The sequence below is a fragment of the Priestia sp. Y58 genome (genome assembly GCF_029522095.1).
Taxonomy (GTDB): Bacteria; Bacillota; Bacilli; order Bacillales; family Bacillaceae_H; genus Priestia; species Priestia megaterium_E.
In genome coordinates this window covers 665,441-691,445 of sequence record NZ_JAKWFL010000002.1, presented here as the reverse complement: position 1 = coordinate 691,445, position 26,005 = coordinate 665,441, and the positions used below count along the sequence as shown (strand labels likewise).

Here is a 26,005-nt window from a genome sequence, read left to right as displayed (position 1 = left end):
GGAGAAGCTATGAGATATGTCAATGTAACGGTAAATCACCAGCCATCATCTAAAAAAATTGTTATTTTATCCTTACACGCGCCTCATAACCTTAATGCTATTAATCAAGAATTATATGAAGAACTTAAGCAGTCCCTAGAGGAGGTTTCAGAAGATAAAACAGTAGGTGCACTGATTTTAAACAGTGAAGTATCTAATGCTTTTAGTGCAGGCGTGGATTTACAGTTTATTCAAGGGTTAAGCAATGAAGAAGCAAGCAATTTTTTCACTAAACTATCGGAGCTATTTGATATACTAATCCATTTATCTGTTCCCACGATCTCTTTTGTAAATGGGTATGCCTTTGGAGCAGGAGCTGATCTTGCCATTTCATGCGATGTACGCATTGCCAGTGAAGCAGCATACTTTCGATTTCCCGGTCCGCAGTTTGGATTGGTTTTAGGGACACAGCGTTTGGTTAATGAAATTGGCTCTTCCAAAGCTCGTTTTTTAGCATTGTCAGGTAAGAAGATAAATGGACAAACAGCTTTAGAGTATGGCTTAGTTCACGAACTGTGTGCGGATAAAGAAACTGGTCAAAAGAGTTCTTTAAAATGGGCAAAAATCCTAGCAAATGTTCCAGCGTACACAACTCAAACAATAAAAGAGGTTTGTCATTCAGGCGAGTCTTTTCATGAGCTGACGCGTGCTTCTGTGCTAGAAGGAGATTTTATCGACCGATTCGGTCGATATGTGCAAAATAATAAGAAAAAAGTACGTCACTAGGCAAAATAAATGCTGAAAAGCTAGAGGAGATTTAAGATGATCCCAAAAAAAAGATTTTATGCAACAACCATTATTGTGCTGTTGCTCCTAGCTTTAACCGGATGTGGAGGAGGTAAAGAAACAACAGCAGGAAATCAATCAGTAGAAGGAAAAGGTGTCGTAAAAGTAGGATATCAAAAGTCTGCACCTATGCTGTTATTAAAGAAAAAGCAGCTGCTGGAAAAGAACTTAGGGAAATTAGGATATAAAGTGAAATGGTATGAGTTCAATACAGGAATTGCAGTAGCAGAAGCGTTGAATGCAGGGAGTATTGATATTGGTAGTTTAGGTGATTCTCCTTCTTTATTTGGAAAAGCAAGAGGGCTTGATTTTGTATATATTGCAAGTGAACCTTCTGTGCCTGAATCCGAAGGCATTTTAGTAAAGAATGATTCGTCTATTAAAACTATTAAAGATCTTAAAGGTAAGAAGGTTGCTTTTAATAAAGCTTCAATCTCCCAATACTTGTTGTTAAAAACGCTGAAGTCGGAAGGGATGACAGAGAGCGATATAAATCCAGTCTATCTCAATCCACCAGAAGCCAGTGTTGCTTTTTCTCAAGGACAAGTAGATGCGTGGGTTATATGGGAACCTTACTTTACAACAACTGCAAATAAGGGAAATCGCGTGTTATCTGATGCTACTGGGCTTGTTTCCTTTCGTTCCTTCTATGTAGCTGGCGAGGATTTTGTAAAAGATAATCCGAGAGCAACAAAACAAATTGTATTAGAACTTCAAAAAGTTGGAAAAGAAATCAATAAAAATCCTAAGGAAGCAGCTGAATTAGTATCCGATGCTACCAAGATTCCAGTTGAAACTTGGCAAGAGATATTAAAGAAAAAGCCAGCTGATGTTCAATTTATGAATCAAAAAGCTGCAGATGACCTTCAAGATCAGGCAAATGACCTTTTAGAAATGAAATTAATTACAAAAAAAATTGACGTTCAAAATTCGTACTGGTCTCCTAAAAAATGAGAAGAGAATATAAAAGGAGCGTGCAATAAAGTATGAAGGTTAAAGGGGTGACCAGTGTTCAAATGAAAAAACGACTTTTTCTTCTTCGGTTCGTGCTTCTGTTACTAACCATATTTATAGGGTGCTTGATGACTGCTTGTGATCAAAAAAGCTCTGCTAGTCAACCAGAAAAAAATGAACTCTCTGATGTAACGTTACGAGTAGCGCAAACAGGATGGAGCAGTATTGAAGAGGAGTTAAAGGCAGCTGGGCTAGACAATACACCATATAAAATCGATTACAGCGTATTTCAAGGTGGGAACCTTCAGCTTGAGGCAATGGCAGGCGGTCATATTGATTTTTCACTATCCAGCGAAATTCCTCCTATATTTGCTAATTTATCTGAAGGAAACGGGAACTTCAAGGTAGTTGCTGTACAAGAAGGTAATACATTAAATCAAGAAGTAGTTGTTCCCAAAAATTCTTCAGTAAAAAGTGTAGCTGACTTAAAAGGAAAAAAAGTTGCTTATGTAAAAAATACAACGGCTCATTATTTTCTGCTCAAGCTGCTAAAAGAAGAGGGTTTAGAGTGGAAAGACATTAAGCCAGTGGAACTTTCTACATCTGATGGGCTTACAGCGCTTTTGGGAGGAAATGTAGACGCATTTGCAAGCTATGGCGTATCTATTATATCTGCTCATGAAAAAGGAGCAAAAACGATAGCAAGTGGTAAAGACATTCTGTCTGGAAACTTCCTTATTACCGTACCGCCTAAGCTCCTCGAGGATAAAAATAAAAAGGCAGCATTAGTTGACCTGCTAGATCGATTACAAAAAGCTCATAAATGGACACGAGAAAACGAAGAGAAATGGGCAAAAGTGGTCGCAATAAATACACATCAGCCAGTTAGCCAGGCATTGACAACACTGAAAGAAGGGGAAGAACAACGTCCAAGCATTATTACTCCTATCAATACTGAGCAAATTAAGTCGGAACAAGATGTAGCAGATACATTTTATTCAGAGTCACTTCTAAAGGAAGAAATAGATGTTAAGAAGTTTTGGACAAGTGAATTAAATAGTGACGTAGAAAAAATACATTCGAAATAAAAAAACGGAATATTCGGAAAGGTGGATGATTATGTCAACGAAAGCAGCGTCAATTTATAACCAGCCAACATTTCAAAATGTAGAGGAAGAGCGCCAACATCGTAAGGAAAGACTAGCAGGTGCATTTCGAATTTTTAATCAATTTGGATTTAATGAAGGGGTCGCGGGGCATATAACAGTTCGAGATCCTGAGAAAAAAGATCATTACTGGGTAAATCCACTTGGTGTACATTTTGGACAAATGAAAGTTAGTGATTTGCATCTTGTTAATCACAACGGAGATGTCGTCATAGGAGATCGTCCAATTAACAAAGCAGCAATCGCAATTCACTCGCAAATTCATCAAGCAAGACCAGATGTAATTGCTGCTGCCCACTCTCACTCCCTTTATGGTAAAGCATGGTCGTCTTTAGGAAGGTTGCTTGATCCTCTTACCCAAGACTCGTGTGTATTCTATCAAGATCACGGCTTATTTGATGATTTTACTGGAGTAGTATTAGAGAAAAGTGAAGGTGAACGCATTGCTGATGCACTTCAGCAACATAAGGGCGTTATTTTAAGAAATCACGGGCTTCTTACGGTTGGAGATAGCGTAGATGAAGCAGCCTATTGGTTTATTGCTATGGACCGAGCTTGCCATGCTCAGCTTCTTGCCGAAGCAGCAGGAAAACCTATTCCAATCGATCATGAAACGGCTGTTTTGACGCACTCTCAAGTAAGCAGTCCGTCCGGAGGCTGGTTCAACTTTCAACAGCTATGGTATAAGCTACTTGATGAGGAACCGGATATATTAAACTAAATAAAAGAAAAAGCTTAGGCATTGATATAAGAATATCAATGCCTAAGTAAGTATGATGAAAAGGAGAATAAGTACATATGAACATCCTTCAAAAAGCTTTAGATTGTGCAAAGAAAAACCTATCTAAGAGGATTTTAGTAGCAAGCATTCTTACTATAGGAACTATATCTATTTTATCTGGCTGCAGTGAGACAAAGGAAACAGCAGGAAAAAAGACGGTAGATTTGTCAAAAGTAACGATTGTGTTAGGAGATCAAGCTGGAATGACGAAGGCCAAAGTAGAAGCTTCTAAAGTGCTAGAAGGTACACCATATAAAGTAAAGTGGGCGAGTTTTCAAGGTGCGGCTCCCTTATTTGAAGCATTAAAAGCTGGATCAGTAGATACAGCTCCTGCCGGAGATACGCCGGTACTCGCAGCCGCAGCTTCGAAAGTGCCATTAAAAATTATTGCTACTAGCGTATCTTCTCCCGAAGCTGTAGGAATATTGGTTAAGAAAAATTCTTCAATTAAGTCGATAAAGGATTTAAAAGGAAAGACAGTCGTAGTTTCATCTGCAAAAGGTAGCATTGCACAATATTTATTAATTGAAGCTCTAAAAGAAGAAGGCCTGTCTACGAAAGATGTTAATGTCAAGTTTGTTCTTCCTACTGATGCCGCAGCAGCTTTCAAAGCTGGCCAGCTAGAAGCATGGGCTACTTTTGATCCGTATTTAGCGATTGCTGAGAAAAACGGAGGAAGAGTATTGCGTAATGGCAAAGGTATTAATACAGGATTAGGGTTTATCACAGCTTCAGACAAAGCACTACAGGATCCTGGAAAAAAAGCAGCACTTCAAGACGTCATTAAACGAATTTCAAAAGCATGGGAATGGGAAAATCAAAACAAAGAGAAGTACGTTAAACTGTATTCTAATATTACGAGGTTGCCTAATGACGTTTCAAGAACAATTAATGGACGAGTAAATGCTGAAGTAAGACCTGTTGAAGAAAAGGATATACGTGCTGTACAGAAAGTAGCCGATGTATTTAAAGAAGAAGATGTATTGTCAAAAGAAGTGGACGTGAATAAATTAGTGGATAAAGAAATTTTTACTGCTAAATAAGATGCAGAAGCCTTTATTTTCTAAAGGCTTTTTGTTATTTTCCTCTCCAACTTACACATCCACCGGTAATACTGCACCACCATCCAAAACAGCAGCGGATTTAGCAGAAGCGAATACCACCACGTCCACCATCCGTAGTGAAAATAACCCCATGGAGCAGGGAGAAGGGCCACTACTTCATAAAGTAAAACGGCAACCGACCAAAGTAAAATATAGGCGGCTTTTTTTGTGAGTGTCCCGGCAAAAGGATAGTAGGTAAGAAAAAGCATGTTTACAGGCGGAATGAGAACAGTATAGGCAAAAATACCTTGCCAGTCTGTCTCTTGTGTAAAATACCAGTAGCCGTGAAATTTGAAATTAATGAAGACGTCAAAGATATGCTGAGCAGCAATGGTGAACATCCAAATGTGTACAATTTGATTTGCTGTGAAGCGCTTGTTTGTTTTAAAAGCAAGAATATTAAATATTAAAATAGAAAGAATTAATCCAATCATATTGGTTCTCCTTTTGGCTTCTTGACTATATTGTATAATTTTAGGAGATTAAATCCAATAGAGAAATGGACATACTATGAATTTTCTGCGGTATTTTTCACAGGGACGGACTGTATTTTTTTCGATTTCTTAAAAATGCGATTACGAGTAAAAGAGCAGGAATGACAATTTGAAACGGAAGATGTAAAGTGAACGGAATGATTTTTAACCCTTCATATACGTGTTCGAAATAGTTTTGAGCAAGAGACAATGAATAAAACAAGACGACTAAGCCGACTGGAAATACAAGCGGTGACGGGTTTTTAAGCTCAAACACGTGGGAAAGCCCCAGCACAGTGGCATAGAAAAACAGACCGATTTTAAAGAAGCCGCCTGTGATTAAAGCCACCATAAAAAACACATCAAGCCGTTCTAAAAAACCTGCGAATTGAATGCTTTGAACAGTGCTTAAAAGTGGAAAAGCAGATCTCGATGTTAAGGTAACGCCCAGCACACCTATATTCACAATCATTGTAATCATAAGGTTAATACCGTTTAACGTAATTGCGCTGAATACAATGAATGCGGTCTTTTTTACATTTTTTGTATAAGGAAAAATCATGGCAAATACAATGACTTCTCCAAAAGGAAAATACAGCGTCTGGCTGTAGGCAACTCTCAGCACTAAAGAAATACCGTTTTCAAGCATCGGCTTTAGGCTTGAAAAATCAAGAAGGCCAGAAACGAAGATAAGAATAAAGCCAGCGACGGCGAGTACGTAAATGAAGAAAAACAGCAGTTCCGCCGAACGTGCCATCACTTCAATTCCTTGGCGAACCGTATAGATAATTCCGAGCATCAGTAAAGCGTTCACTATAAACAGCGGCGTGTCAGGATAGACAAAAGTAAGAAGCATCGCGCCGAAATCGCGCAGTACCCGCGCGGCTCCGTTAGCAAAATATAATACGTAAAGAAAAGCCAGTACGCGTCCCGGCACTTTTCCAATAATTTTTTCAATGTACTCCGTCAGAGCTAAATCTGGATAATAGCGGTGCAAGCGATAATAAATAAAAATGAGTGCATAGCTGCTGATCATACCAACTAAAATGGCAACCCAAGCATCTTGCTTAGCGTCCATCGCTAAGCCGACTAAAAAGGCGCTGCCAATCTCAAAGAGCGTAATTAACACAAACAGTTGCCATCCGCTAATTCGAGCATTTTCCACTGACTATTCGCCTCCTTTTCTACAGCTAGTATGCGCTTGTTAATATGGAGCATATGCATCATGTAAGTAAAGAGTTGGCAAATAAAAAGGGGTATTTTGTTAAAAAACAGATATGTTAACCGAAGAGATAAAAGAGAAGGACGTAAAAGGAGAGAGCATATTGGATTTATTTGCAGTCCGCTTATTTACATAGTGGGAAGACGCTATCGAAAAAAACCTTCCGTTACTAAAAAAATATCATACTAACGAAAAAAGCCTTTTCTCTATAAAAGGCTTTTTTCTATGGCGAACATTTGTGCTATGATAGAAAAGCAAGGAGGATACAGCATGAAAGAAAAACAACAGTTTACCATACATACGAATAAAGAAAAACTTGATATAGATGTCATCTACTCGTACCTTCATCATGAATCGTACTGGGCAAAAGGAATTCCGCTTCATCTTGTTCAAACGTCTATTGAACACTCCGTTTGTTTTGGCGTGTATGATGAGTGCGATAAACAAGTAGGGTTTGGACGAATTATTTCAGATTTTGCGACGTTTGCTTATTTGGCGGATGTGTTTATTCTTCCGCACGCGCGAGGCAACGGGCTAGGAAAAGCGCTGATACAAGAGATGATTCGCTATCAGCCGATTCAAGACGTACGAAAAATTTTATTGGCAACAAAAGATGCTCACGGTTTGTACAGTCAGTACGGATTCAAGGAAGTCAAAAATAAGCAGCTGTTTATGCAAATTTTTAAAAAAGGCATGTACGAGCGGGCGATTTATTCAAAAGAAAATAAAATACTGCCTGGAAAAGAGGGATAAGTATGGCTGAAGAATTACGTAAAAGCGTGTTTAATGAAGAATTGATTACGCACTTAAGCGACGCTTTTTCACGTGAAATGAGTTCATTTGATCAAAAAGCATTTCATGAGCTGGTTTTTCAACAGGACTGGGAAGACTTAGCGCTGAAAGAGCGCATGAGAAGAATTACGCTTTCCATGCATGAAGTGCTGCCGGCGGATTATGAAGAAGCGCTTCATATTCTCTATAAAGTGGCTCCAACAGTAGGAGGACTTCAAGGCACGATTTTTCCAGATTATGTTGAACTTTACGGATTGAACGTTTGGGAAGCTTCAATGAAAGCACTCGCTTTTTTTACGCCGTTTTCCACGTCAGAATTTGCGGTGCGTCCGTTTTTGATTCAAGATAAAAACCGAATGCTCCAGCAAATGATTGAATGGGCAGGGGATGAAAACCATCATATTCGAAGATTAGCAAGCGAAGGGAGTCGTCCTAGACTTCCGTGGGGACAATCAGTACCTGCGTTAAAGCAAGATCCGAAGCAAACGCTGCCGATTTTAGAACAGTTAAAACTCGATGAATCGCTCTATGTCCGAAAAAGCGTAGCCAATCATTTAAATGATATTTCTTACATAGAAAAAGACTGGATGCTTAATGTGATGAAAAGCTGGTACGGAAAAGACGTTAAAACCGACTGGATTGTTAAACATGCGTGCCGTTCACTGCTGAAAAAAGGAGAGCCTGAAGCTCTGTCTCTTTTTGGCTATGGAGATGATCCGGGCGTGAGTGTCACAGGGCTTAGCTTACAGCCGCATGTCATTACGATTGGTGATAGCATTAACTTTTCCTTTGAACTATCGGTAGAAAAAAACATGCCGCTTCGCATAGAGTACGGAGTTCATTACGTAAAAGCAAAAGGAAACCGCACTCAAAAAGTGTTTATGCTAAAAAATGTTCAAGCAAAAGTAGGCCAAACGCTTACCGTCACAAAAAAGCATGCATTTAAAGATTTAAGTACAAGAAAACATTATAGTGGCACGCATACGCTTTCTGTTATTGTAAACGGAGTGGTAAAAGCAGAAACGGATTTTGTGATAGAGTAGAGACTGAAAAAATTATTTTAGGTGAATTTAAACACGAACTATCTATCAAAAATTGATTAATAGTTCTTGTTTTTTATTAAGATGGTGAACGTAGGTCTCATGTATGTAGTTGCTTCTAGCAGTTGATTGAAGGGCAAGGCGAAGACTCCTGCGGTAGATCATTTACCCTGATTGGTCGTCTTCATATGGAGTTGATTTCGTTATGTTCCAATCTTTTTGTTATAAAACAGAACTCGTCTCCTATATTAAAATAGTCAAAAAGGTTCAGCTCCCTTATCTTGAAGTTATTTCCTTAAACGGTATAATTATTTATGTAACATTTTAAATATTTCAAAAATTTAAAATGTATAATCAAGGGGATGGGGAGGAGTAAATGAATGAAAAAAACTGTAAAACGAACGGCCGTGCCGGCTCTTTTGTCGATTGGATTATTGCTGTCGCCGCTTGCGGTACAAGCTGAGATGCCTTATTACGGAAAAGACTATAGTCAGCCGGAAAAAATTAAAGCGCTTTATCCGGAAATAAAGGTGAATGAAGCAACGCCGGCATTTATGAAAGGACAAGACGCATTTACGACTCAAGAAGAAATGATGAGCTATGTCCAAAAGCTTGCTCATAAAAGTCCGTACGTAAAGCTGAAGATTATCGGAAAGTCACAGCAAGGACGAGACATTCCGGCTCTATATTTTTCAAAGGAAAAGAAGTTTGCTGATGGAAAGACATCCAAAAAGCCAACGATTTGGCTTCAAAGTCAAATTCATGGTAATGAACCGGCAAGCGGTGAATCCGTACTCGCTGTGGCAACGCGTTTGACAGAAGACTTTGGAAAAGATGTGTTAAATAAAGTGAACATCGTGATTGTGCCGCGCATTAATCCAGACGGATCTTATGCATTCAAGCGTCAGCTAGCAAATAATTTAGATGGAAACCGCGACTACATAAAGCTTGAAAGTCCGGAAGTGCAAAGCGTACGAGCTGAATTTAACCGTTTTTCACCAGAAGTCGTCATTGACGCTCATGAATATACGCCGTACAGCAGCGGATTTAAAAATATCGGTAAAGAAGGCGTGTGGAAGTATCACGATATTTTACTGCAGTCCGGTCGAAACTTAAATATTCCGCAGCGCATTCGCGACGTTTCTGATGAGCTGTTTGTGAACAGCACGCTTACAGCAATTGAAAAGCAAGGATATTCAGGAGAAGTATACTATACGTCTCAAGTGAATAAACAAGGGCAGCTTGAAGTAGAAGAAGGCTCAGTTGAACCGCGAATTGGCCGAAACTCACTAGGCTTGTATCCATCGTTTTCGTTTTTAGTGGAAAGCAGAGGAATTGGCATTGGACGAGAAGATTTTCCGCGGCGAGTGAGTGCGCAAATTGCTACGCAAGAAAAGCTGATTACGCAAACAGCCGCTCATGCCAAACAAATTAAAGCGCTGATTGAAAAAGAAAAAGCGGCGCTTGTCAAAAAAGGAAAAAATGTAAATGACCATGACCCAATTGTTGTGAACAGCGAAAATAAAAAAATACCAAACTCCACGTTAGAAATGGTTGATGTGGAAAGCGCGTCTGTTAAAGAGATTCCTGTGACGTACTACAGTGCAAAGAAAGCAACGCCGACGCTTGTCCGCGAACGTCCAACTGCTTATATTTTAAAGCCAGGACATGAAGATTTAGCAGCAAAACTGCAGGGACAAGGGGTAAAAGGCTTCAAGTTAACGAAAGAAACAGCTCTTTCAGTAGAAGCGTATAATGTGAGCAGCCGCATTGAAAATGAAGCCTACGAAAACAAACCAAATGTAGACGTGCAAACAATCGTGAAGCAAAAAACGGTGACGTTCCCAAAAGGAAGCTACGTCTTTTTAACATCTCAGCCTCAAAACAATTTATTGTCTCTATCGCTTGAGCCGGAATCAGTGGACAGCTTCACAACGTTTGGGTATTTGCCTTCAGAGGTAGGACAAGAACTTGATGTTTACCGCTTTACGCGTTCCATTGAAAAATCGCCTTTGCAAAAAGAATCCCGTAAATAATGAAAAAGCGTGGAGCTTGACTTCACGCTTTTTCATTATGATCACGTGACTGCTGTCGATTTTTTCTTTTTCTAGAAAAGAAATAAATAAAAAATCCTGCTAATACAAGAAGTGTAATAAGAAGAATACTTGTAGGAAAGTAAAGAGAGCCTATATGAATACCTAAATAATTTAACATTGTCATAACTTCCTTCCTTGATAAAAATGGTTTATTTTACTAAATACCCTTATAAGCTGATAAAAAACGTTTCCGCTATTTTAGTAGGGAATGGATTGACTCTGTGCGCCAATCACCACGATATGACCTTGTTTCATCTCTTCTATATACCGGTTTGCCTCGCGGTTAGATAAACCGAGCGAAGCCATCTTTGAAAGAAGCTCATCTTCTCTTGAAAGAAGCATATTGACCGCTGTTTCAAAAATACCTTGCTCTGCCATTCTATATTTTTTGGTGCGTGTTGCGTCCGTTAAATTATGAGCCCATTCTTTATCGTAGGCCAGCAGGTAAATATCTTTGCTTGTAAATCCTTTTTTTAAAAAAGAATGGATGACGCAGGTTGCCTCCTCTTGGTTTTTTGCTACTTGGATGTGTTTCATACACCAACCAAACCTCCTGATAAAAGATATTTCTGAAATACATCTTCTACTCATTCTGTAGCCTTTGTTTCCAACTTTAAACTTGTTTTCTATGAATTTTCTCAGATAGTAAAAGAGAATAGAAACATCATAAATTTTTAAAAAAAGATGTTTGAACTTCAAAACAGAAGGCTAAACCTAGACTATACTAAAAAGTTCCATCAAAAATAGGAGGAGATTAAAATGAATTTACAAGATCAACAAACACAAGGCCAGCCCGAGCAAACGCAAGACCGCCAGCCGGGTATCGAAAGTGAGATGAATCCTCTCCCTATTTATGAGGATGACAATTACATTGGTACAGGAAAATTAAAAGGAAAAGTAGCGCTAGTTACTGGGGGAGACAGCGGAATTGGACGAGCTGTATCCATTGCTTATGCGAAAGAAGGAGCGGACGTAGCCATCGTTTACTTAAACGAACATAGCGACGCCGAGGAAACAAAAGCCCGCATTGAAGAAGAAGGTGTAAGATGCCTGCTGATTGCGGGAGACGTAGGAGACGAATCGTTCTGTAACGAAGCGGTAGAAAAAACAGTGAGTGAGCTTGGAAAGCTTGATATCCTTGTGAACAATGCAGGAGAGCAGCACCCAAAAGAAAGCATTAAAGAAATTACGAGTGAACAGCTTGAACGAACGTTCAAAACAAACTTTTATTCATACTTTTATTTTACGAAAAAAGCGCTTGATTACTTAGGAAAAGGCAGTGCGATCATTAATACAACGTCGATTAATCCTTACCGCGGAAATCCTCAGCTGATCGATTATACGGCGACAAAAGGAGCAATTAACGGCTTTACGCGCAGTATGGCGCAAGCGCTTGTCAAAGATGGCATTCGCGTTAATGCCGTAGCACCGGGACCAATCTGGACACCGCTTATTCCATCTACTTTCTCAGGTGATAAAGTAGGAGAATTCGGTACAGATACGCCGATGGGCAGACCTGGACATCCTGTGGAGCACGTGGGCTGTTATGTGCTGCTAGCTTCAAATGATTCATCTTATATGACGGGTCAAACGCTGCATGTCAACGGTGGAGATTTCATGAACACATAATTGCTTCACCTATATAAAGGAGGAGAAAAGATGGGAGAACGCCAGAAAAGATCTATTTCAAATACACCAAAAAAAAGAGATGAAACGGAACAGCGTGTAACAGATCAAGACGAAACGTTGTTTGAACGTTTTAAAGAAGAAGAAACGGTCGATCCTATGCCGTTGGAAGACATAAGACTTGAACAAAAAGAAGAGAAGAATAAAACGAAAACGAAAGATGAATCAGGTTCTGAAAACATTCATCATAGAAAATAAAAAAACAGCCTTCTCGGGCTGTTTTTTTGTTTGTATCCCTATATTAATGAGTGCTAGAAGCAATTACAATTTTTGAATCATCTTCTAATGCCTGAGCAAGATTCGATTTAATTCGTATATGGTCAAAATTTAAACCAAGCTGCATCGCAGTAGTGGCTAATTCAGGACGAATGCCCGATAAAATCGATTTAACGCCGATTAAATCAAGCGCATTTATCAGCTGAAACAGCTCGTGCGCGACCATTGTATCGATCATCACAACTCCTGACAAATCAATATACAAATGAGAGATTTGCTTCTCTGCACACTGTTTTAACGTGCTTTCTAGGATCATTTTGGCTCTTGCCGTATCAATATCGCCGACTAATGGCAAAAGAGCCACGTCTTTTTTAATCACAATAACAGGTGAACTTAATTCATGAATCATTTCCTGCTGAGAGCGGAGGCGGTTTGAGGCATATTCCTGCGCTTCTGTAATGAATTTTAAAATAATAATATCAAATACCCTTACTACTTTTTCATTCCAAACATCGAGGTGCTGCTGAGTGATGTCATCATGAAGTTCTGCAAACCGGCGAATATACTCACAGTATTGTTTGCGGACGTTCATAAATTCTTTAATAATACTTTGAATGGGGGTTCTGAGATGCTGTTGGTCTTTGGCAACTTTATTTAGCCACGTGTTAAAAGATTCAAAAAAGCTTTTTTCATCTTCTATAAAGACGTTGCTAATATATAAATGAAATTCATAGTTTTGCGCTTTTAAGCGTTGAATGACGTCAGGATCATTAGAGGTATATACGCCTTCAGAAGATTTTTTGTCCAAAGATTCATACCATTCTTCCGTCATAGTTGGTGCACTTTCTAGCAGATAAGAACGTAAAGCGATATCTTTCTTCACTGTTATTCTCCTCTCAAACTGATAAAGCATCACGCAGGTGCGCAACGTATTTATTATAGCACCTTTTTTATAAAGATGGATATGAAATGTATGTTTATTTTTTGTGTTAGGTTTTAAGTGATTGTATATAGGGAAAAATTCTAATAAAAGGGGAAAGAGGGAAAGTATGAATACCGTGACGAACGATCAGTGGAAATGGTATCAGTTTGATTTAGAAGAAGCAGATGGAATAGCTGATATAATCAAAGACTATCAGTATCCAAGAGATGAATGGTTTTGCCAGCAGCTTCAAAAGAAAAATTCTAATCATATTCAAGTAGATGTAATAGGAGAAAGTGAGCTTATTTATGGTTCACTAATTTATCATAAGAAGTCGTTTGATCAAAAAAATTACGATTCGTTTCATTTTTATATTACCGAGGAGTTTATTATAACGGCAGGAATCGATTTGAAAATCCTCGAGAACACCAATCATGAACGAATGATTGAACGCATGAAGCAGTCTGCTAACACAGCGGAAAGTTTTTTTATTCTTTTAGGCGAAATTATGAAAAAACACTTAAATGGGTTTGATCAGTTTGAAAGTCATTTCAGAGAGCTTCTGTGGGAAGTGCGCCATAATAATAACATCGACGTGTTAGATGAAATTCACAAAGCGCGCTATGATCTGCTTATATGGACAAATTTAATCAGTTCTGTTCGAGAAGTCACCATGGGAATAGAAGAAGCGTTTCATAAAAAAATTACCCAAACGGTCGAATATCAGCGGATGTGTAAAAAAATTGAAATTGGCTTAACGCTGATTGAACAATATCAAAAAGAATTTGACGCGTTAATTAAATTAGAAGAAGTTGTGTCTACTCATCGAGGAAATGAGATTATGAAAGCTTTAACGCTTTTAACAGCAATTAGTACACCTTTAACCGCTTTTGGAGCCCTTTGGGGAATGAACTTCAAAGGGATGCCAGAGCTTGATTGGAAATTCGGTTATATCTACGCACTCATTTTAATTGTCCTTTCGACCGTGGCCATTTATCTCTATTTACGAATGAAAGGATGGACGGGCGATCTGTTAAAAGGAAGAAAAAAGAATTCATTTTTTAAATAAGCTTTAATAAAAGAGGTTGAGACATAACTAAATGAATCCAACCTAAAGGCAAACAAATGAGATACATGAGCTGGCCTGCTTATGACACCGCAATTGATTTCCGTGCAAGGCTTCGCTTTCCGCGGGCGGCCGCTGAGCCTCCTCGTCGCTTGCGCTCCTGCGGGGTCTCATCTGTTCCGCTTTTCCCGCAGGAGTCTTCGCCTTGCCCTCCAATCAACTGCTAGAAGGAACAAAATAGATCAAACTATATTCACCATCACAAAAAACGAACCACTCATCAAACATGTTGATTAATGGTTCGTTTTTCACTTGGGCTAAAATATTTTTGTCCCAGCCTCTTTGTTGTTTGTTATCCTCGCCTCCACGTCGTAGGCTCACCTGAACGAAGGCATCTTGGAAATAAATCGTTTTCTTTTAGCTTTACTTGATTGCCGTTTTCGTCGGTATAGCGACCGGTTTGCGGAACCAATTCTCCGGTTGAAAAGGCGTCATCTACAGGCTTCCACGTCGTTGATTCACGTGTGTGTGGGCAAGGTGTAAAAAGATCATCTTTTTGAAAGAGTTTAATTTCACCTTCCGCACAAATGTAAGCGCCCGATTCTGGTACAGCTTCACTCGTTCGATAAATGTTCTGTACGGTCTTCACACGCATCCAACCTTTCTTTTTGATTAGTTGTATTTTAGTGTTCCGGTCGTGGCGTCCATGTACGTACGATCTTCTATAATATCCGAGTCGTCTAGCTTTCTAAAAGGAGCGCAGTAGCACACAACTCCCGTCTCGATTTCAATTTCTTGAAATCCGTACGCACGGCAAAGGTAGTCACCGACGTCGCTTGGAGCTGGATGCGTATCCAACTCATCTAATGCCTCATTAAACATCTCTAAAAATTCTTTTTTCGAAAATTTCTTCTCATGATGCAGTGTTACTGGATCTCCAGAATCTGTTCCTTGTGCTAACGCGTAAAAATACATCGTCCTCACTCCTTGCATATATATAGTCGAGCTTTTTCTGAAATGTAGAAACATTGATTGTTAGTAAGTAAATTCCCTTAAATAAAAAAAATAAACGCATCTGGAAGAAAACGGTTTCTTTGTTATTGTGATCTTAACGAGAATTCAGCGCTATCAGTGTTTGATAGCAGGCTGCCACAGGGTGATAATCGGCTTTAGGAGCCGGGCTTTTTTTCGAGCTGTAGCGTTCGTTTTGCTGATTTAACAGCTGATACCAGCCTCCGTATGTGTGATCGATAAAGTGTTTCTGACAGTAGGAGAACAGGGCGTCGTATGCTTTCCAATATCCGCTGTCTGCGGTTTTCACTCCGAGAAGTGAAGCCGCAGAAATGGCTTCGGCCATCACCCAGTAGTTTTTATCCGGGTCAATGACCTCTTCTTGAGGAGACAGCGCAAAGTAAAGACCTCCGTACTTAGCATCCCAGCCCAGGTGCCAGCCCTTATCAAACAAATACTTTGCACGTTCTGTCATCCAGTTTTCCGAACGGTGCCGATCAAGCCATAAAAGCAGCTTGCTCCATTCAAACTGATGTCCTGGTATAAAGCCGTACGGACGAAATTCATCTTTTGTATTGTTTTTATTGTAGTCCCAATCCGGCTGCCAGTCTGTATCATAATGCTCCCAAATCATGCCACCGGATCGTTCAGCAAGCTGCTGCGTAACGCTTTTTGCAAGCGTGTACGCTCGGTCTAAGTATTTTTTATCTCTTGTTGCTTCAAAGGCAGAAAGCATAGCTTCACACATGTGCATATTTGCATTTTGGCCGCGATAGAAAGAAGAAGCTGACCACGATGCGTCCCATTCGTCTCGATAAAAGCCGTGCGCATCTTCCCAAAAGTACTTTTCCATCACGTCATATACTTGTTCAATTGTTTCTTTTGCTTCTGAAATGCCGGCTTGATATGCGATGGAAGAAGCTAAAAGAGCAAAAGCGTGGCCATATGCTTGTTTAGAATCATCTTTTACTTCTCCTTCATCGGCTATTTCAAAAAAATACCCGCCGTGCTCTCTATCATAATGGTTGTTTTGTAGAAAACGAATGCCGTGCTGAGCTGCTTCTTTGCACCAATCCGGTCCGTCTAAAAGAGCTCCTACACTGAAGATATAAATAAAGCGCGCCGTACTTACCAAGTGCTTTGAATGCGTGTTGTTGACGGTGCCTTCGTCGTAGTATTCATGGATATACCCGCCGTTTTTCTTGTCAATACAAGCGGGGTAGTAGAAATGAAGCGTATCAAAAATATGCTGTTTTAATGTGTGAGGTTCTCGAAACGCAGTTGAGGAAAAATCCGTTGCCGTGTTCATTTTATCACCATCTCAATCTTTGTTTTTAATTGTTTTTTACCCTAAGCAGTTGGGCGTAAACGTAAGGGTTTTTTTGCTGTTTTTGCTCTATTATTCTATTTTTGTTGAAAATGTATCAGTTTGGAAACAAGTTTGAAATATTTTGATATACTTTTGACACGATTATCCGGTATTCTAAAAGTACGTGCTAGCTGGAACGAAGTAATGGTAAGCCTCTAGACGTCGAATAATTTTACTTAATGTTGCTTAGTTGAGGTTGAGCTTAAACATCGGATCCTGTTTTCACTTAACCTATTAAACTAGCAGCATATATTTCTATTATATTTTGCAAATGAGGTATAAAAAATGACAGAAGTGAACAAACAAAGATTTTACAAAAAATTAGCGGTAACAGGTCTTGCTTTTACACTTGTAGGGGCAGGAACTCTAGGTCTTCATTCTTTACATTTTACGGGTGAGCCAACTGTAGCAAGCGCAGCTGCGGAAACATATACAACAACAGCGAATTTAAATATTCGAAGCGGTCCATCGACTTCCAACGCGATTATTGCAACGGTCAAACAAGGCACGCAGCTAACGGTAGTCGGACAAGCAGCAAGCGGCTGGCTGAAAGTAAGCTATCAAGGCAAAACGGGCTACGTAAGCAGTGAGTATGTTAAAAAGTCAGCGAGTTCAACGACCAAAACCTATGTAACAACGGCAAATTTAAATATTCGAAGCGGTCCATCTACGTCAAGCGCGATTGTTGTAACGGTCAAACAAGGCACGCAGCTAACGTCGACAGAACAAGCAGCGAACGGCTGGCTAAAAGTGAGCTATCAAGGCAAAACGGGCTATGTGAGCACGCAGTACGTAAAGGAATCAACGGGTTCTTCTGAACCGGCTCCAGCTCCGGCGGCTTCTGTCTATGTGGCAACGGCGAATTTAAACGTTCGAACAACTGCTTCAACTTCTGGTGCGGTTATGGCAACACTTAAAGCCGGCACACAGCTAGACGTAACGGCTAAAGCAGCAAACGGCTGGCTGAAAATTACGTATCAAGGTAAGGTTGGCTATGTAAGCGGTCAATACGTACGAGCATTAGCTGACATGAAAGTGGTTTCGAACCCTGAAAGCATCCAAGTTGTTGTGAATAAACAAAACAAGCTTCCGGAAAACTACGTTCCGAAAGATTTAGTATATACAACGATTCCATTTACATTCAAAGAACAAACGGAAAAGAAAAAAATGCGCAGTGAAGCAGCCGCTGCTATTGCACAGTTGTTTGCGGGTGCGAAAAAACAAGGCGTTACCCTTCTTGGCGTCTCGGCTTACCGTTCACATGCAACGCAAAGCGCGCTTTTTAGTTCGTATGTTCAAAGAGACGGTTATGATAAAGCGGCAACTTATAGCGCATTGCCAGGCACGAGTGAACATGAAACGGGTCTTGGAATTGATGTAACAAAAGGAGACGGTACATGTGCTGCTCAAGACTGCTTTGGCGGAACAAAAGAAGCAACTTGGCTCGATGCCCACGCAGCCGAATACGGATTTATTATTCGTTATCCAAAAGGGAAAGACGCGGTAACCGGCTATAAATATGAGCCGTGGCATTTGCGATATGTAGGCAAACCAGTGGCGCAGGCGATTAAGAGTAAAGGAATTACGCTTGAAGAATATTACGGAATTAAGGAATGAAAAAGGGATAAGTCTTTACGAAATAACTTTAATTTGAGAAGAAGTGGCCGTAAAGTGTAGAACTAAGATTAATTATGTATAAAAGAAGCTACCTCGTTTCATTGGCATTGGAGCGAGGTAGCTTCTTGTTTGAGAAAGTACTCAAGAGTTAGTTTGTTATGGATATCATAAACTTCCGGGGATGTTAAGCAAAAATAAAGCGCATCATTTTAGAAATTGTTTTGTCAGATAGAGCAGGATACAGAAATAAAGTTGTCGTATAAATAGAAAGGAAATAGTAACACAAAATGTAAAAAGAGGTGCTCAATATGATTTTAGGAATCCACCCTTATTTAGTTTTGAATGGTAATGGTCAAGAAGCAGTTAGATTTTATGAGAATGCGTTAGATGCACAAGTAATTAGTGTTCAAACTTTTGGGGAGATGCCCCAAAATCCAGAGTCTCCTATTCCAGTAGAAGCCAAAGACCGTATATTAAATGCACATTTAAAAGTTGGCAATACTGACCTGATGTTTTCTGATACGTTTCCAGGTCAGCCTTATCAGCTTGGATCACAAGTTACTTTAGCCATCACGGTAAATCATGCGGAAAAATCAAAAGAAATATTCGCAAAGTTGCAAGAAGGCGGCGAAGCAATCATGCCGCTTCAAGAAACTTTTTGGAGTCCGTTATATGGACAGGTAACAGATAAATTCGGAGTAACTTGGCAAGTTTCGACGCAAGCGGATAGTGATAGCTGAGAAAAAGTGTACTTTTTAAGCAAGATAGCTTTAGCAGCAGATTAGTAGTAAACATTTTGTCCAACACGAAAAGATTAACCATATAAAATAGCAAAAGCGCATTTTGAATTCTCTTTTTCAAAACGCGCTTTTTTGTTTGTTGTGCGTGTTTATATTCTCATGATTTACGTTGCGGTCCCAAATAGGAAGCAATCTGTTATATAGCTCATCAGGATGGCAGGCCTTATCAGCAAAAATAACTAGCTTAAACCATATTCCTCCAGAAAAACACGGCTATTTATTATGATGTAACAGTAGTATAGTTTGATGTAAAATTCTGAAAATTAAAATAAAATGATAGTTGTGTTTGTCAACGAAATAAAGGAGGATGGTTTTTGATGAAGAAAGTCTTTAATATCGGAGTTCTCTTTTTCCTGATTTTTGGTTTATTTCTTGGCGTTGGACCTACGGGTAAGGCATCTGCATTATCGTATGATGGTTCAAATCCATACACAACAGGATGTGCAAGCAAAAGTCCCATTACTTATGAAACGAAGTATATTTATAAAAGCGGTGTAAAAATCGGTTATGTGCAGTTAAAGGGAAGCGCTTATTGCCATACAGCATGGGGATATGTAAAATTTTATAATAACTCCCCTTACGACGGGTATGCAAACGTCGGAACGTACAGATATGAAGGCTCTTCGAGTTCCTCTAATGCTAGAACATTCTGTAACAGTTCCGGTGGCAACGGCATGGTAAACAAAGGGGAGACGTCATGTTATACAAGTCAATTATGGGATAAAGACCCGTACAATTCCTTAGCTGTTGTATTTGTTTATAGTTCAGATGGAAAGGTTATTGCCCAAGCGCAGACCGGCCGACATTAATAGAAATAATATAAATGAACGCCTCTTAGGAAAAAGTCTAAGAGGTATTTTTTGTTCAAAAAGATTGATGGAGAAATCTGCCTGAAACTTTGTATTTGCTAATCAATACTACATGAATAACCACTCTATCAGTCTACTGGGTGTACTTTTATAGCGCTGGGTCCTTTAGCTCCTTCTTGAATTTCAAACTCTACTTTTTGACCTTCTGACAGGTTTTTATATTCCTCACGGTCGATTGCATTGGAGTGAACGAACACTTCTTTTGATCCGTCCTCGGGTGTGATAAATCCAGATCCTTTTGATTCGTTGAATGATTTAACGGTTCCTTTATGTTTGTTCATTGAAAAATCCCCCTTATAAGTATAGAAATTAATTCTTAATAGTTTTTTTACCCAAACGCTGAAATTTCAATCATGTTCGTGGTAGTTATACCGATTAGAAGAGTAGGGATAAAAGTAAATAGGGAGGGCTTAACAATTTTTTTAATTCGGTTATATTTTTATATTGTATGTGATATAACTATTGTTATAAAATGTAATCGTTAATTCTGCTAACTAAAGGAGATAAAGAAAAAAATGAGGGATGAGTTGTTATATATAGGGAAGAAAATTATCGATAATAAACAGGAATTAGCGATACAATTTTCTGATCTGATGGACTCTGAATATAAGCGGAAGCTTGTTTACCACGAAGAAAGCGAAGTTTTAAAATGGAGAGCAGAACTCATTGAGTATTTAGGCGAGTCGCTATTCGAAGAGCACTCGGTCGTTTTAAAGAAAATCGTTCAGTGGGGTACAGATATAGGAAAAGTGGCTGTGGAAAACGGACTTTCTTTGAGTCAAACGTTAAAATCGCTCGCGCTGTTTCGAACAGTGATATGGGGTGTTTTTACAGAAGAGTTGCAGCAGAAGCAGTTTGCTCCTATTACGATGCTTGATGTAAGTAAAAAAATTGATCCGATGCTTGATGAGCTTAATCATATATTTGTGGAAATCTATGAAGAACATAATACGGAAACCATAAAACGCGCTTACGCAGCGCTAGAAGAATTATCAGTTCCCATCGTTCCTCTTTCTGAAGGAATCGCTGTGATGCCGATCGTTGGACAAATTGATACGCATCGTTCGCAGCTTATTATGGAAACGGCTTTAGAAAAAAGCGCTCAGCTGCAGCTGAGTTACTTAATATTTGATATTTCAGGTGTTCTTATCGTCGATACGATGGTAGCGGACAATATTTTTCAAATTGTAAAAGCCTTACAGCTTATCGGCACTAAAACGATGATTACCGGAATACGTCCAGAAATCGCGCAAACCGTTGTGGATTTAGGCGTCGATTTTGGAACAATCAAAACAAGAGCGACGTTAGAAAAAGGCCTTGAAGAAATAGGCTTTAGCAAACTGACAGAAAATCCGCAAAGAAAAAAAGACAAATGGCGTTATTAATAAATAAAAAAGCCCAGAGGCTGGGACAAAAATATTTTAGTTGACGTTAAATCCGAACTATTAATCTGATTGATGGTTCGGGTTTTTTTTGTTGTTATGGTGAACGCAGGTTTCATGTATGTGGCTGCTTCTAGCTGGTGATTGGAGGGCAAGACGGAGACTCCTGCGGGAAAAGCGGAACAGGTGTGAGACCCCGCAGGAGCATTAGCGACGAAGAGGCTCACCGGCCGCCCGCGGAAAGCGAAGTCCTGCACGGAAATCACCAGCGGTGTAAAAAGCAGTCCAACTCATTTATCTCATTTGTTCGTCTTTCGATTGGGTTGATTTAATTATGTTTCCATCTCTTAGTTTTCTCGTGTCTCTAAAAAATAAAAGAAAGGCTTATATTACGAAAAATTTAAGGGGAAGTCACAGCGTCACATGTTACATTCCTTGTAAAAATGGGTACTGGTAAAAAGAAGCATTTCAAGCGCTTTTCAATTACATTAGCCGTCTAAAATTAATTAATTGTCAATTTAGAATAACATAAATTATTTAAATACTTAGACAAACAAATGAGGAAAATATATACTTATTAGTGTTGTCACGAAAAGATAAAGGGGAGAAACAAGGATGGATATCAAACGTCAAAACGTTGATTTTGGTAACTCAATTTTTCAAACGCTAGTGGATGGTTATTACTATGAAATTCCTACAAACGTAGTAGAAATCACAAAAGATCAGGCAGAGGGTCATTTTCCTTCAAGTGTAAATGAACCGGAATTACTGCTTCAAAATTTACTGATTTCTACCACAATCGAAGGAGTAGAAAAGTATTATTTAGTAGGAGACGCAGCAGAGAAGCACGTGCTAGGCAATATCCATATTAATAAGTTACATAATAAAACTGAATCTGATATTCCTTATGTGATGTTTTTAGCTTCAGTTGCTTATTACAACACACTTAAAGGAAAAGACAAAGAGGATAATAGTGTGACGATTAATTATTTCTCGACTATGCTTCCGATTTGGCTGCTTAAGAAAACAAATAAATTCAGTGAAATGCAGCAGAAGATGGCCGAACGTTTTCAAGGAGAGCATACGGTTACGGTATTGACTCCTGGGTTAGAAAAAACGCTCACTGTGAACATTGAAACGAGCAAATGCCGTATTGAAAGCGAAGTGGCTCGCTGGGCGATCAAAAAAGATTTTGAATTACAAGATAGAGAAGAAGCAAATGCATTCAAACATTTTGAAACGCTAATTGTAGATTTGGGAGGAGGTACGGTTGACCTTGCGCTTCTTCCTGCAGGACTTCAAGCTCCTAAAAGCAGAAATTCGTTGAAGTGTCTTACGGATATTTCATATTTGAAGCATATTGAAAAGCTAAGAAATGAAAAGCTACTTGAGTATTTTGATGATGTTCGTTCATTGGAAGAATTTATTATTGCCAATATCCATAAAGCAAAAATGGAGCAAAGAGACGGCAATAGCGGGAAAAAGGTAGATCTCACGGAGCCTATTCACGCTTCGCTTAGAGAATACACGCAAATTTTATTAACGAAAGTTGAAAATCTATTTTCATCGCCAAAAGATAAAGTCTATAAATATATTTATATTGGAGGACTGGCTCCTATCCTTCAACAGTTTATTGCAGAGCAGATTGATAACATGTACGGGGAAGAAATTAGAGAAGAAAATCATCTTTTCTTGCCGGAGACACGCAAATTAAATTTATACGGTCTTGAAATTTTAAGCAGACATGAAACAAACGCAGCGGTTCACGTTTAAAAAGGGGGAGCATATATGAGTCATCAAAACACTCGCCTTAAGGAAGCATTAGACGATTGGTACGGTCAGCTAAGCTCCCAAATGGCTGCACCATTTTACTTACTATCAAATGCGTTTCTGACAGCTGGGAATCTATCAGCAGATATGATGGGAGTAAGGGAAAAGACCGTAAGTAATAGAGATGAACGTGCAAATTTTACAATTGAAACTGCTAACATTCCGTCAGAAGTGTCTTCATTTCTGAAAGAAAAACAGCAGGCAAACGAGCTTCAGGACTATATAGTAAGACTCATACAGCAAGACTTGCAAAAAACGAGGAAAGAAGAGGATGTAGAAACGCTCGTTCATTCACTTCGAAAAGAGCTGTTGGGCGAAATTGACTTACTAAAAAAAGAAATGAATTCACGTCTTGCTGCAAATCGTGAGGAGTATGAGTCTAAGCAGGCAAATGAACTTCAGGATTATGTAGCGAAGATTGTGGAACAAAACGGGCAGAAAGACAGCCGGGAAGAAGATTTTCAATCGTTAGTCCATTCATTAAGAACCGAGCTGTTAGGAGAAATTCATTTGCTTAAAAAAGAGCTTGGCTCTGCGTCAGCTCCTTCTTATAAGCAGCTGAAACCCGTTAAAAATGAGGAAGAAGAAACATTTAAAGAAGGTCAGTTAATTAAAAGTGAAAAAGTGACCGGAACCATTCAAGAAGATATCAATGTAGATTTCTAAACAGAAAGTAGAGGCGTGATATGCCTCTACTTTTATTATTTTTCTATTTAAAATGGAGCTGGGGCAAAAGTAATTTAGTAGAAGAAAGGTCCGCCCGCGGAAAGCGAAGCCTCGCACGGAAATTAACAGCGGTCCAATGTAAAGGCTTTAGCGTATAAATCATAAATTTTTTTTGTTTCTTTTTAGCTTTTTTCGAAGATATAAGCAAATATCAAATGTAACGATGGTACAAATACTGCATTTTATCATAAACCAAAATAACGATTCGTTTATGCCAAATCCGCCAATCGAAGCTTTTAATTCATTTAGCTGCCTGAGAATTAAATTTATGTCGTTTTCATAGGCCACAGTAAAAGATTTAATCACAAGCATGGTCATAATGACTGCTTCTACAGATATATATAGAATTTTTCTTGCTAGTTTAAGAGAAGGATTTACGTTTGATTTGGGAATTTTATAAAATGATTTCATAGCCCGTTTGCCTTTCAGTTATTTTAAGCTGTTTCAAAAGATTAGTTTATTCTATAATTAATTCTTTCCTTGGCTATAAAATCCTTTATGTATAGCAAGTTTAAAAAAAGCCCGCTAGAAAAGGCAGTACACCGATTTTCTAGCGAGCTTATGTTAGTTAATGTTCTTCAGCTAAGGCATTTGCTTTTGTCACATGAACTGTGCCAAACGGATGGTTTGGAGGAGCGTAGATGGAGTAAAGCTTTAGCGGAGTGGTACCTGTATTAGTGAGATCATGCCACGTTCCGGCAGGGATAAATATCGCATCATCATCGTAGACTTTTCGTTTAAAGGTTAGGTTGTTTTTACTTTTGCCCATTTGAACAACGCCTTGCCCTTGTTCAATGCGCAGAAATTGATCAACGTTAGGGTGGATTTCTAAGCCGATATCTTCACCGGGCTTGAGACTCATTAACGTCACTTGTAAATGTGTTCCCGTCCATAAAGCAGTGCGGTACGTATTGTTTTGCTTTGACGCTTCATTAATGTTAATAACAAACGGCCTTGGGCCGTAGTCCTTTAATTTACCGTTTCTTTGCTGAAATTGTTCGCTGGTGTGATAGTGATTCGGCACATAATAACTATATGGGTGCCAGCCGTAGTACACTGGGGTCTGCCACTGATGATAATAAGGTGTATAGTGCATACTCATTCTCCTTTTCTCGTTTGATTTTTCTTTTCATCCTATGCTTTTGTCAAAACGGTTGATACCATTTGCCTTTTTGTCCGCGGTCTTTATGCGCTTATTTTTTGCTGAAATCATGTGATTAATGATTTATCTGAGCTCTTCGCCTGTTTTTTGGTCGTTAAAAAATACTTTCATCACTTTAATACGATAATTCAGTAAAAAATATATCGTATGAAAACGTTTTATTTGATATAATTTTAGAAGATGAAAATTATTTTAAAGGGTGACGTTCATTGAAAGAAAAAAAACTTCAAGAATTAACTGAACATCTTAATAATTTATTCAACAATTTAATTCATGGATCTATCACAGAAGGTGAATTTAATGAGCTGTCCGAAGAGCTTTACAGAAAGCAAACTAGGCTGCGCTATGAGATAGAGTGTGAGAAAGGTTCGTATTATAGAGAATATTTTAGAGGCTAAGGCTTTGTATTAGACTGCTTTATAAGAAATAAGAAAAGACCTCCATTTGGGAGGCCTTTTTCTTAATTTCTAGCAGAAAGTGGAGTGATACTTTCTATTTCAATAAGTATATTAGTATATTTACTTTATAAAAAATACAACTGTTGAAGGTCTAAAACTCGCTATTCACCCCCAAAAACCTGTATGATAGGTTTAAGATTACCGCATATGAGATATATGTATAGTAAAAAGGGGTGATGAGCTGTGAAGTGGTATAAAGGAGTTGTCATGCAAGTCTTAATGACAGAAATCGAAACAGCAAGAGAGCACATGGTTATGTTAGGACTTACAGAAGGTCTTACAAGTCGTAATACAGTTCGAATCAGTCAAACCCTTGATTATTTATTAAATGAACTAAGTAAAGTGATGGCCGCAGATTAATCGTATTTTATATAAAAATGAAAAGAGCTGCTGACTTCACGGCAGCTCTTTATAAGTTGCCTTAACGTTTACTTTAGTG

General features: G+C 38.8%; 33 protein-coding genes. 21 read left to right on the top strand and 12 right to left on the bottom strand.

Annotated elements, in window-relative coordinates; genetic code table 11:
* Window positions 1-9 precede the first annotated feature (9 nt).
* The 5 genes from MMB68_RS09625 (at window position 10) to MMB68_RS09605 (ending at window position 4,769) form a co-directional block, all read left to right on the top strand.
* On the top strand, window positions 10-765 hold the full coding sequence (locus tag MMB68_RS09625) for an enoyl-CoA hydratase/isomerase family protein (protein ID WP_221785373.1): 756 nt from the start codon (window positions 10-12) through the stop codon (window positions 763-765).
* Window positions 766-801: 36 nt separating this feature from the next.
* A complete protein-coding gene (locus MMB68_RS09620) occupies window positions 802-1,779 on the top strand; it encodes an aliphatic sulfonate ABC transporter substrate-binding protein (RefSeq protein ID WP_221785374.1) in 978 nt (325 codons plus the stop codon).
* A gap of 62 nt (window positions 1,780-1,841) precedes the next feature.
* Window positions 1,842-2,867, top strand: a complete 1,026-nt coding sequence (locus MMB68_RS09615; protein WP_277548708.1) for an ABC transporter substrate-binding protein — start codon at window positions 1,842-1,844, stop codon at window positions 2,865-2,867.
* Window positions 2,857-3,666: a class II aldolase/adducin family protein gene (locus MMB68_RS09610; RefSeq protein WP_264409257.1), complete on the top strand. Its 810-nt coding sequence runs from the start codon at window positions 2,857-2,859 to the stop codon at window positions 3,664-3,666. Before MMB68_RS09615 ends, MMB68_RS09610 begins: the two co-directional genes overlap by 11 nt.
* 77 nt (window positions 3,667-3,743) lie before the next feature.
* Window positions 3,744-4,769 (top strand): ABC transporter substrate-binding protein, encoded by a 1,026-nt coding sequence (locus MMB68_RS09605; protein ID WP_221785376.1) that lies wholly within the window; start codon window positions 3,744-3,746, stop codon window positions 4,767-4,769.
* 20 nt (window positions 4,770-4,789) lie between these two features.
* On the opposite strand, the gene MMB68_RS09600 is transcribed toward MMB68_RS09605, so the two are convergent.
* On the bottom strand, window positions 4,790-5,263 hold the full coding sequence (locus MMB68_RS09600) for a hypothetical protein (protein ID WP_221785377.1): 474 nt from the start codon (window positions 5,261-5,263) through the stop codon (window positions 4,790-4,792).
* A gap of 97 nt (window positions 5,264-5,360) precedes the next feature.
* A complete protein-coding gene (locus MMB68_RS09595) occupies window positions 5,361-6,467 on the bottom strand; it encodes a GerAB/ArcD/ProY family transporter (protein ID WP_221785378.1) in 1,107 nt (368 codons plus the stop codon).
* Window positions 6,468-6,794: 327 nt separating this feature from the next.
* Between MMB68_RS09595 and MMB68_RS09590 the strand changes: the two genes are divergently transcribed.
* The 3 genes from MMB68_RS09590 (at window position 6,795) to MMB68_RS09580 (ending at window position 10,392) form a co-directional block, all read left to right on the top strand.
* On the top strand, window positions 6,795-7,277 hold the full coding sequence (locus MMB68_RS09590) for a GNAT family N-acetyltransferase (RefSeq protein ID WP_221785379.1): 483 nt from the start codon (window positions 6,795-6,797) through the stop codon (window positions 7,275-7,277).
* A gap of 2 nt (window positions 7,278-7,279) precedes the next feature.
* Window positions 7,280-8,359, top strand: coding sequence for a DNA alkylation repair protein (locus tag MMB68_RS09585; protein WP_264408167.1), 1,080 nt, complete (start codon window positions 7,280-7,282; stop codon window positions 8,357-8,359).
* A 377-nt stretch (window positions 8,360-8,736) separates the two neighbouring features.
* Window positions 8,737-10,392, top strand: coding sequence for a M14 family metallopeptidase (locus MMB68_RS09580; protein ID WP_277548707.1), 1,656 nt, complete (start codon window positions 8,737-8,739; stop codon window positions 10,390-10,392).
* Between the two features lie 22 nt (window positions 10,393-10,414).
* Here MMB68_RS09580 and MMB68_RS09575 read toward each other — a convergent pair whose 3' ends face one another.
* Entirely contained in the window at window positions 10,415-10,576 is a 162-nt protein-coding gene (locus MMB68_RS09575; RefSeq protein ID WP_277447472.1) for a hypothetical protein, read from the bottom strand.
* Window positions 10,577-10,650: 74 nt separating this feature from the next.
* Entirely contained in the window at window positions 10,651-10,989 is a 339-nt protein-coding gene (locus MMB68_RS09570; RefSeq protein WP_269871872.1) for a YflT domain-containing protein, read from the bottom strand.
* Between the two features lie 222 nt (window positions 10,990-11,211).
* Here MMB68_RS09570 and MMB68_RS09565 point away from each other — a divergent pair, with 222 nt between their 5' ends.
* Together MMB68_RS09565 and MMB68_RS09560 are read left to right on the top strand one after the other, a co-directional pair.
* Window positions 11,212-12,081: an SDR family oxidoreductase gene (locus MMB68_RS09565; RefSeq protein ID WP_176343685.1), complete on the top strand. Its 870-nt coding sequence runs from the start codon at window positions 11,212-11,214 to the stop codon at window positions 12,079-12,081.
* Between the two features lie 30 nt (window positions 12,082-12,111).
* Entirely contained in the window at window positions 12,112-12,336 is a 225-nt protein-coding gene (locus MMB68_RS09560; protein WP_028409498.1) for a hypothetical protein, read from the top strand.
* A 43-nt stretch (window positions 12,337-12,379) separates the two neighbouring features.
* On the opposite strand, the gene MMB68_RS09555 is transcribed toward MMB68_RS09560, so the two are convergent.
* Window positions 12,380-13,237, bottom strand: a complete 858-nt coding sequence (locus MMB68_RS09555; RefSeq protein WP_221785384.1) for an STAS domain-containing protein — start codon at window positions 13,235-13,237, stop codon at window positions 12,380-12,382.
* Between the two features lie 166 nt (window positions 13,238-13,403).
* Between MMB68_RS09555 and MMB68_RS09550 the strand changes: the two genes are divergently transcribed.
* A complete protein-coding gene (locus tag MMB68_RS09550) occupies window positions 13,404-14,345 on the top strand; it encodes a magnesium transporter CorA family protein (RefSeq protein ID WP_221785385.1) in 942 nt (313 codons plus the stop codon).
* Between the two features lie 79 nt (window positions 14,346-14,424).
* Here MMB68_RS09550 and MMB68_RS09545 read toward each other — a convergent pair whose 3' ends face one another.
* From MMB68_RS09545 to MMB68_RS09530, 4 genes are all read right to left on the bottom strand, one after another.
* The gene (locus MMB68_RS09545) at window positions 14,425-14,562 is read right to left on the bottom strand and encodes a hypothetical protein (protein WP_221785386.1); all 138 of its coding nucleotides are present in this window, start codon (window positions 14,560-14,562) and stop codon (window positions 14,425-14,427) included.
* A gap of 132 nt (window positions 14,563-14,694) precedes the next feature.
* The gene (locus tag MMB68_RS09540) at window positions 14,695-14,997 is read right to left on the bottom strand and encodes a hypothetical protein (protein WP_016764991.1); all 303 of its coding nucleotides are present in this window, start codon (window positions 14,995-14,997) and stop codon (window positions 14,695-14,697) included.
* 17 nt (window positions 14,998-15,014) lie between these two features.
* On the bottom strand, window positions 15,015-15,317 hold the full coding sequence (locus tag MMB68_RS09535) for a hypothetical protein (RefSeq protein ID WP_025750844.1): 303 nt from the start codon (window positions 15,315-15,317) through the stop codon (window positions 15,015-15,017).
* 133 nt (window positions 15,318-15,450) lie between these two features.
* Window positions 15,451-16,662, bottom strand: a complete 1,212-nt coding sequence (locus tag MMB68_RS09530) for an AGE family epimerase/isomerase (protein ID WP_221785388.1) — start codon at window positions 16,660-16,662, stop codon at window positions 15,451-15,453.
* 345 nt (window positions 16,663-17,007) lie between these two features.
* Between MMB68_RS09530 and MMB68_RS09525 the strand changes: the two genes are divergently transcribed.
* From MMB68_RS09525 to MMB68_RS09515, 3 genes are all read left to right on the top strand, one after another.
* The gene (locus MMB68_RS09525) at window positions 17,008-18,339 is read left to right on the top strand and encodes an SH3 domain-containing protein (RefSeq protein ID WP_277548705.1); all 1,332 of its coding nucleotides are present in this window, start codon (window positions 17,008-17,010) and stop codon (window positions 18,337-18,339) included.
* A gap of 308 nt (window positions 18,340-18,647) precedes the next feature.
* Entirely contained in the window at window positions 18,648-19,079 is a 432-nt protein-coding gene (locus tag MMB68_RS09520; RefSeq protein ID WP_277548704.1) for a VOC family protein, read from the top strand.
* 377 nt (window positions 19,080-19,456) lie between these two features.
* Window positions 19,457-19,948 carry a YjfA family protein gene (locus tag MMB68_RS09515; protein WP_260506931.1) on the top strand — a complete coding sequence of 164 codons (492 nt, stop codon included), beginning with the start codon at window positions 19,457-19,459 and terminating at the stop codon, window positions 19,946-19,948.
* A gap of 128 nt (window positions 19,949-20,076) precedes the next feature.
* On the opposite strand, the gene MMB68_RS09510 is transcribed toward MMB68_RS09515, so the two are convergent.
* Complete coding sequence (locus MMB68_RS09510) at window positions 20,077-20,289, bottom strand: cold-shock protein (RefSeq protein WP_221785392.1); 213 nt, start codon at window positions 20,287-20,289, stop codon at window positions 20,077-20,079.
* Window positions 20,290-20,523: 234 nt separating this feature from the next.
* Here MMB68_RS09510 and MMB68_RS09505 point away from each other — a divergent pair, with 234 nt between their 5' ends.
* The 5 genes from MMB68_RS09505 (at window position 20,524) to MMB68_RS09485 (ending at window position 24,044) form a co-directional block, all read left to right on the top strand.
* A complete protein-coding gene (locus MMB68_RS09505; RefSeq protein WP_221785393.1) occupies window positions 20,524-21,393 on the top strand; it encodes an STAS domain-containing protein in 870 nt (289 codons plus the stop codon).
* A 137-nt stretch (window positions 21,394-21,530) separates the two neighbouring features.
* Window positions 21,531-21,722: a hypothetical protein gene (locus tag MMB68_RS09500; protein WP_277548702.1), complete on the top strand. Its 192-nt coding sequence runs from the start codon at window positions 21,531-21,533 to the stop codon at window positions 21,720-21,722.
* A gap of 283 nt (window positions 21,723-22,005) precedes the next feature.
* On the top strand, window positions 22,006-23,163 hold the full coding sequence (locus MMB68_RS09495; RefSeq protein WP_277548701.1) for a ParM/StbA family protein: 1,158 nt from the start codon (window positions 22,006-22,008) through the stop codon (window positions 23,161-23,163).
* A gap of 15 nt (window positions 23,164-23,178) precedes the next feature.
* The gene (locus MMB68_RS09490) at window positions 23,179-23,886 is read left to right on the top strand and encodes a hypothetical protein (protein ID WP_277548699.1); all 708 of its coding nucleotides are present in this window, start codon (window positions 23,179-23,181) and stop codon (window positions 23,884-23,886) included.
* 20 nt (window positions 23,887-23,906) lie between these two features.
* Window positions 23,907-24,044, top strand: a complete 138-nt coding sequence (locus MMB68_RS09485; protein ID WP_277548697.1) for a hypothetical protein — start codon at window positions 23,907-23,909, stop codon at window positions 24,042-24,044.
* Window position 24,045: 1 nt separating this feature from the next.
* Here the strand turns inward: MMB68_RS09485 and MMB68_RS09480 are convergent, their stop codons facing one another.
* Complete coding sequence (locus tag MMB68_RS09480) at window positions 24,046-24,357, bottom strand: hypothetical protein (protein WP_277548696.1); 312 nt, start codon at window positions 24,355-24,357, stop codon at window positions 24,046-24,048.
* Window positions 24,358-24,514: 157 nt separating this feature from the next.
* Window positions 24,515-25,042, bottom strand: a complete 528-nt coding sequence (locus MMB68_RS09475; protein WP_221785398.1) for a cupin domain-containing protein — start codon at window positions 25,040-25,042, stop codon at window positions 24,515-24,517.
* 275 nt (window positions 25,043-25,317) lie between these two features.
* Between MMB68_RS09475 and MMB68_RS09470 the strand changes: the two genes are divergently transcribed.
* Window positions 25,318-25,506: a hypothetical protein gene (locus tag MMB68_RS09470; protein WP_013058178.1), complete on the top strand. Its 189-nt coding sequence runs from the start codon at window positions 25,318-25,320 to the stop codon at window positions 25,504-25,506.
* 243 nt (window positions 25,507-25,749) lie between these two features.
* Window positions 25,750-25,926, top strand: a complete 177-nt coding sequence (locus tag MMB68_RS09465) for an aspartyl-phosphate phosphatase Spo0E family protein (protein ID WP_223260221.1) — start codon at window positions 25,750-25,752, stop codon at window positions 25,924-25,926.
* The last annotated feature ends 79 nt before the right edge of the window (window positions 25,927-26,005 follow it).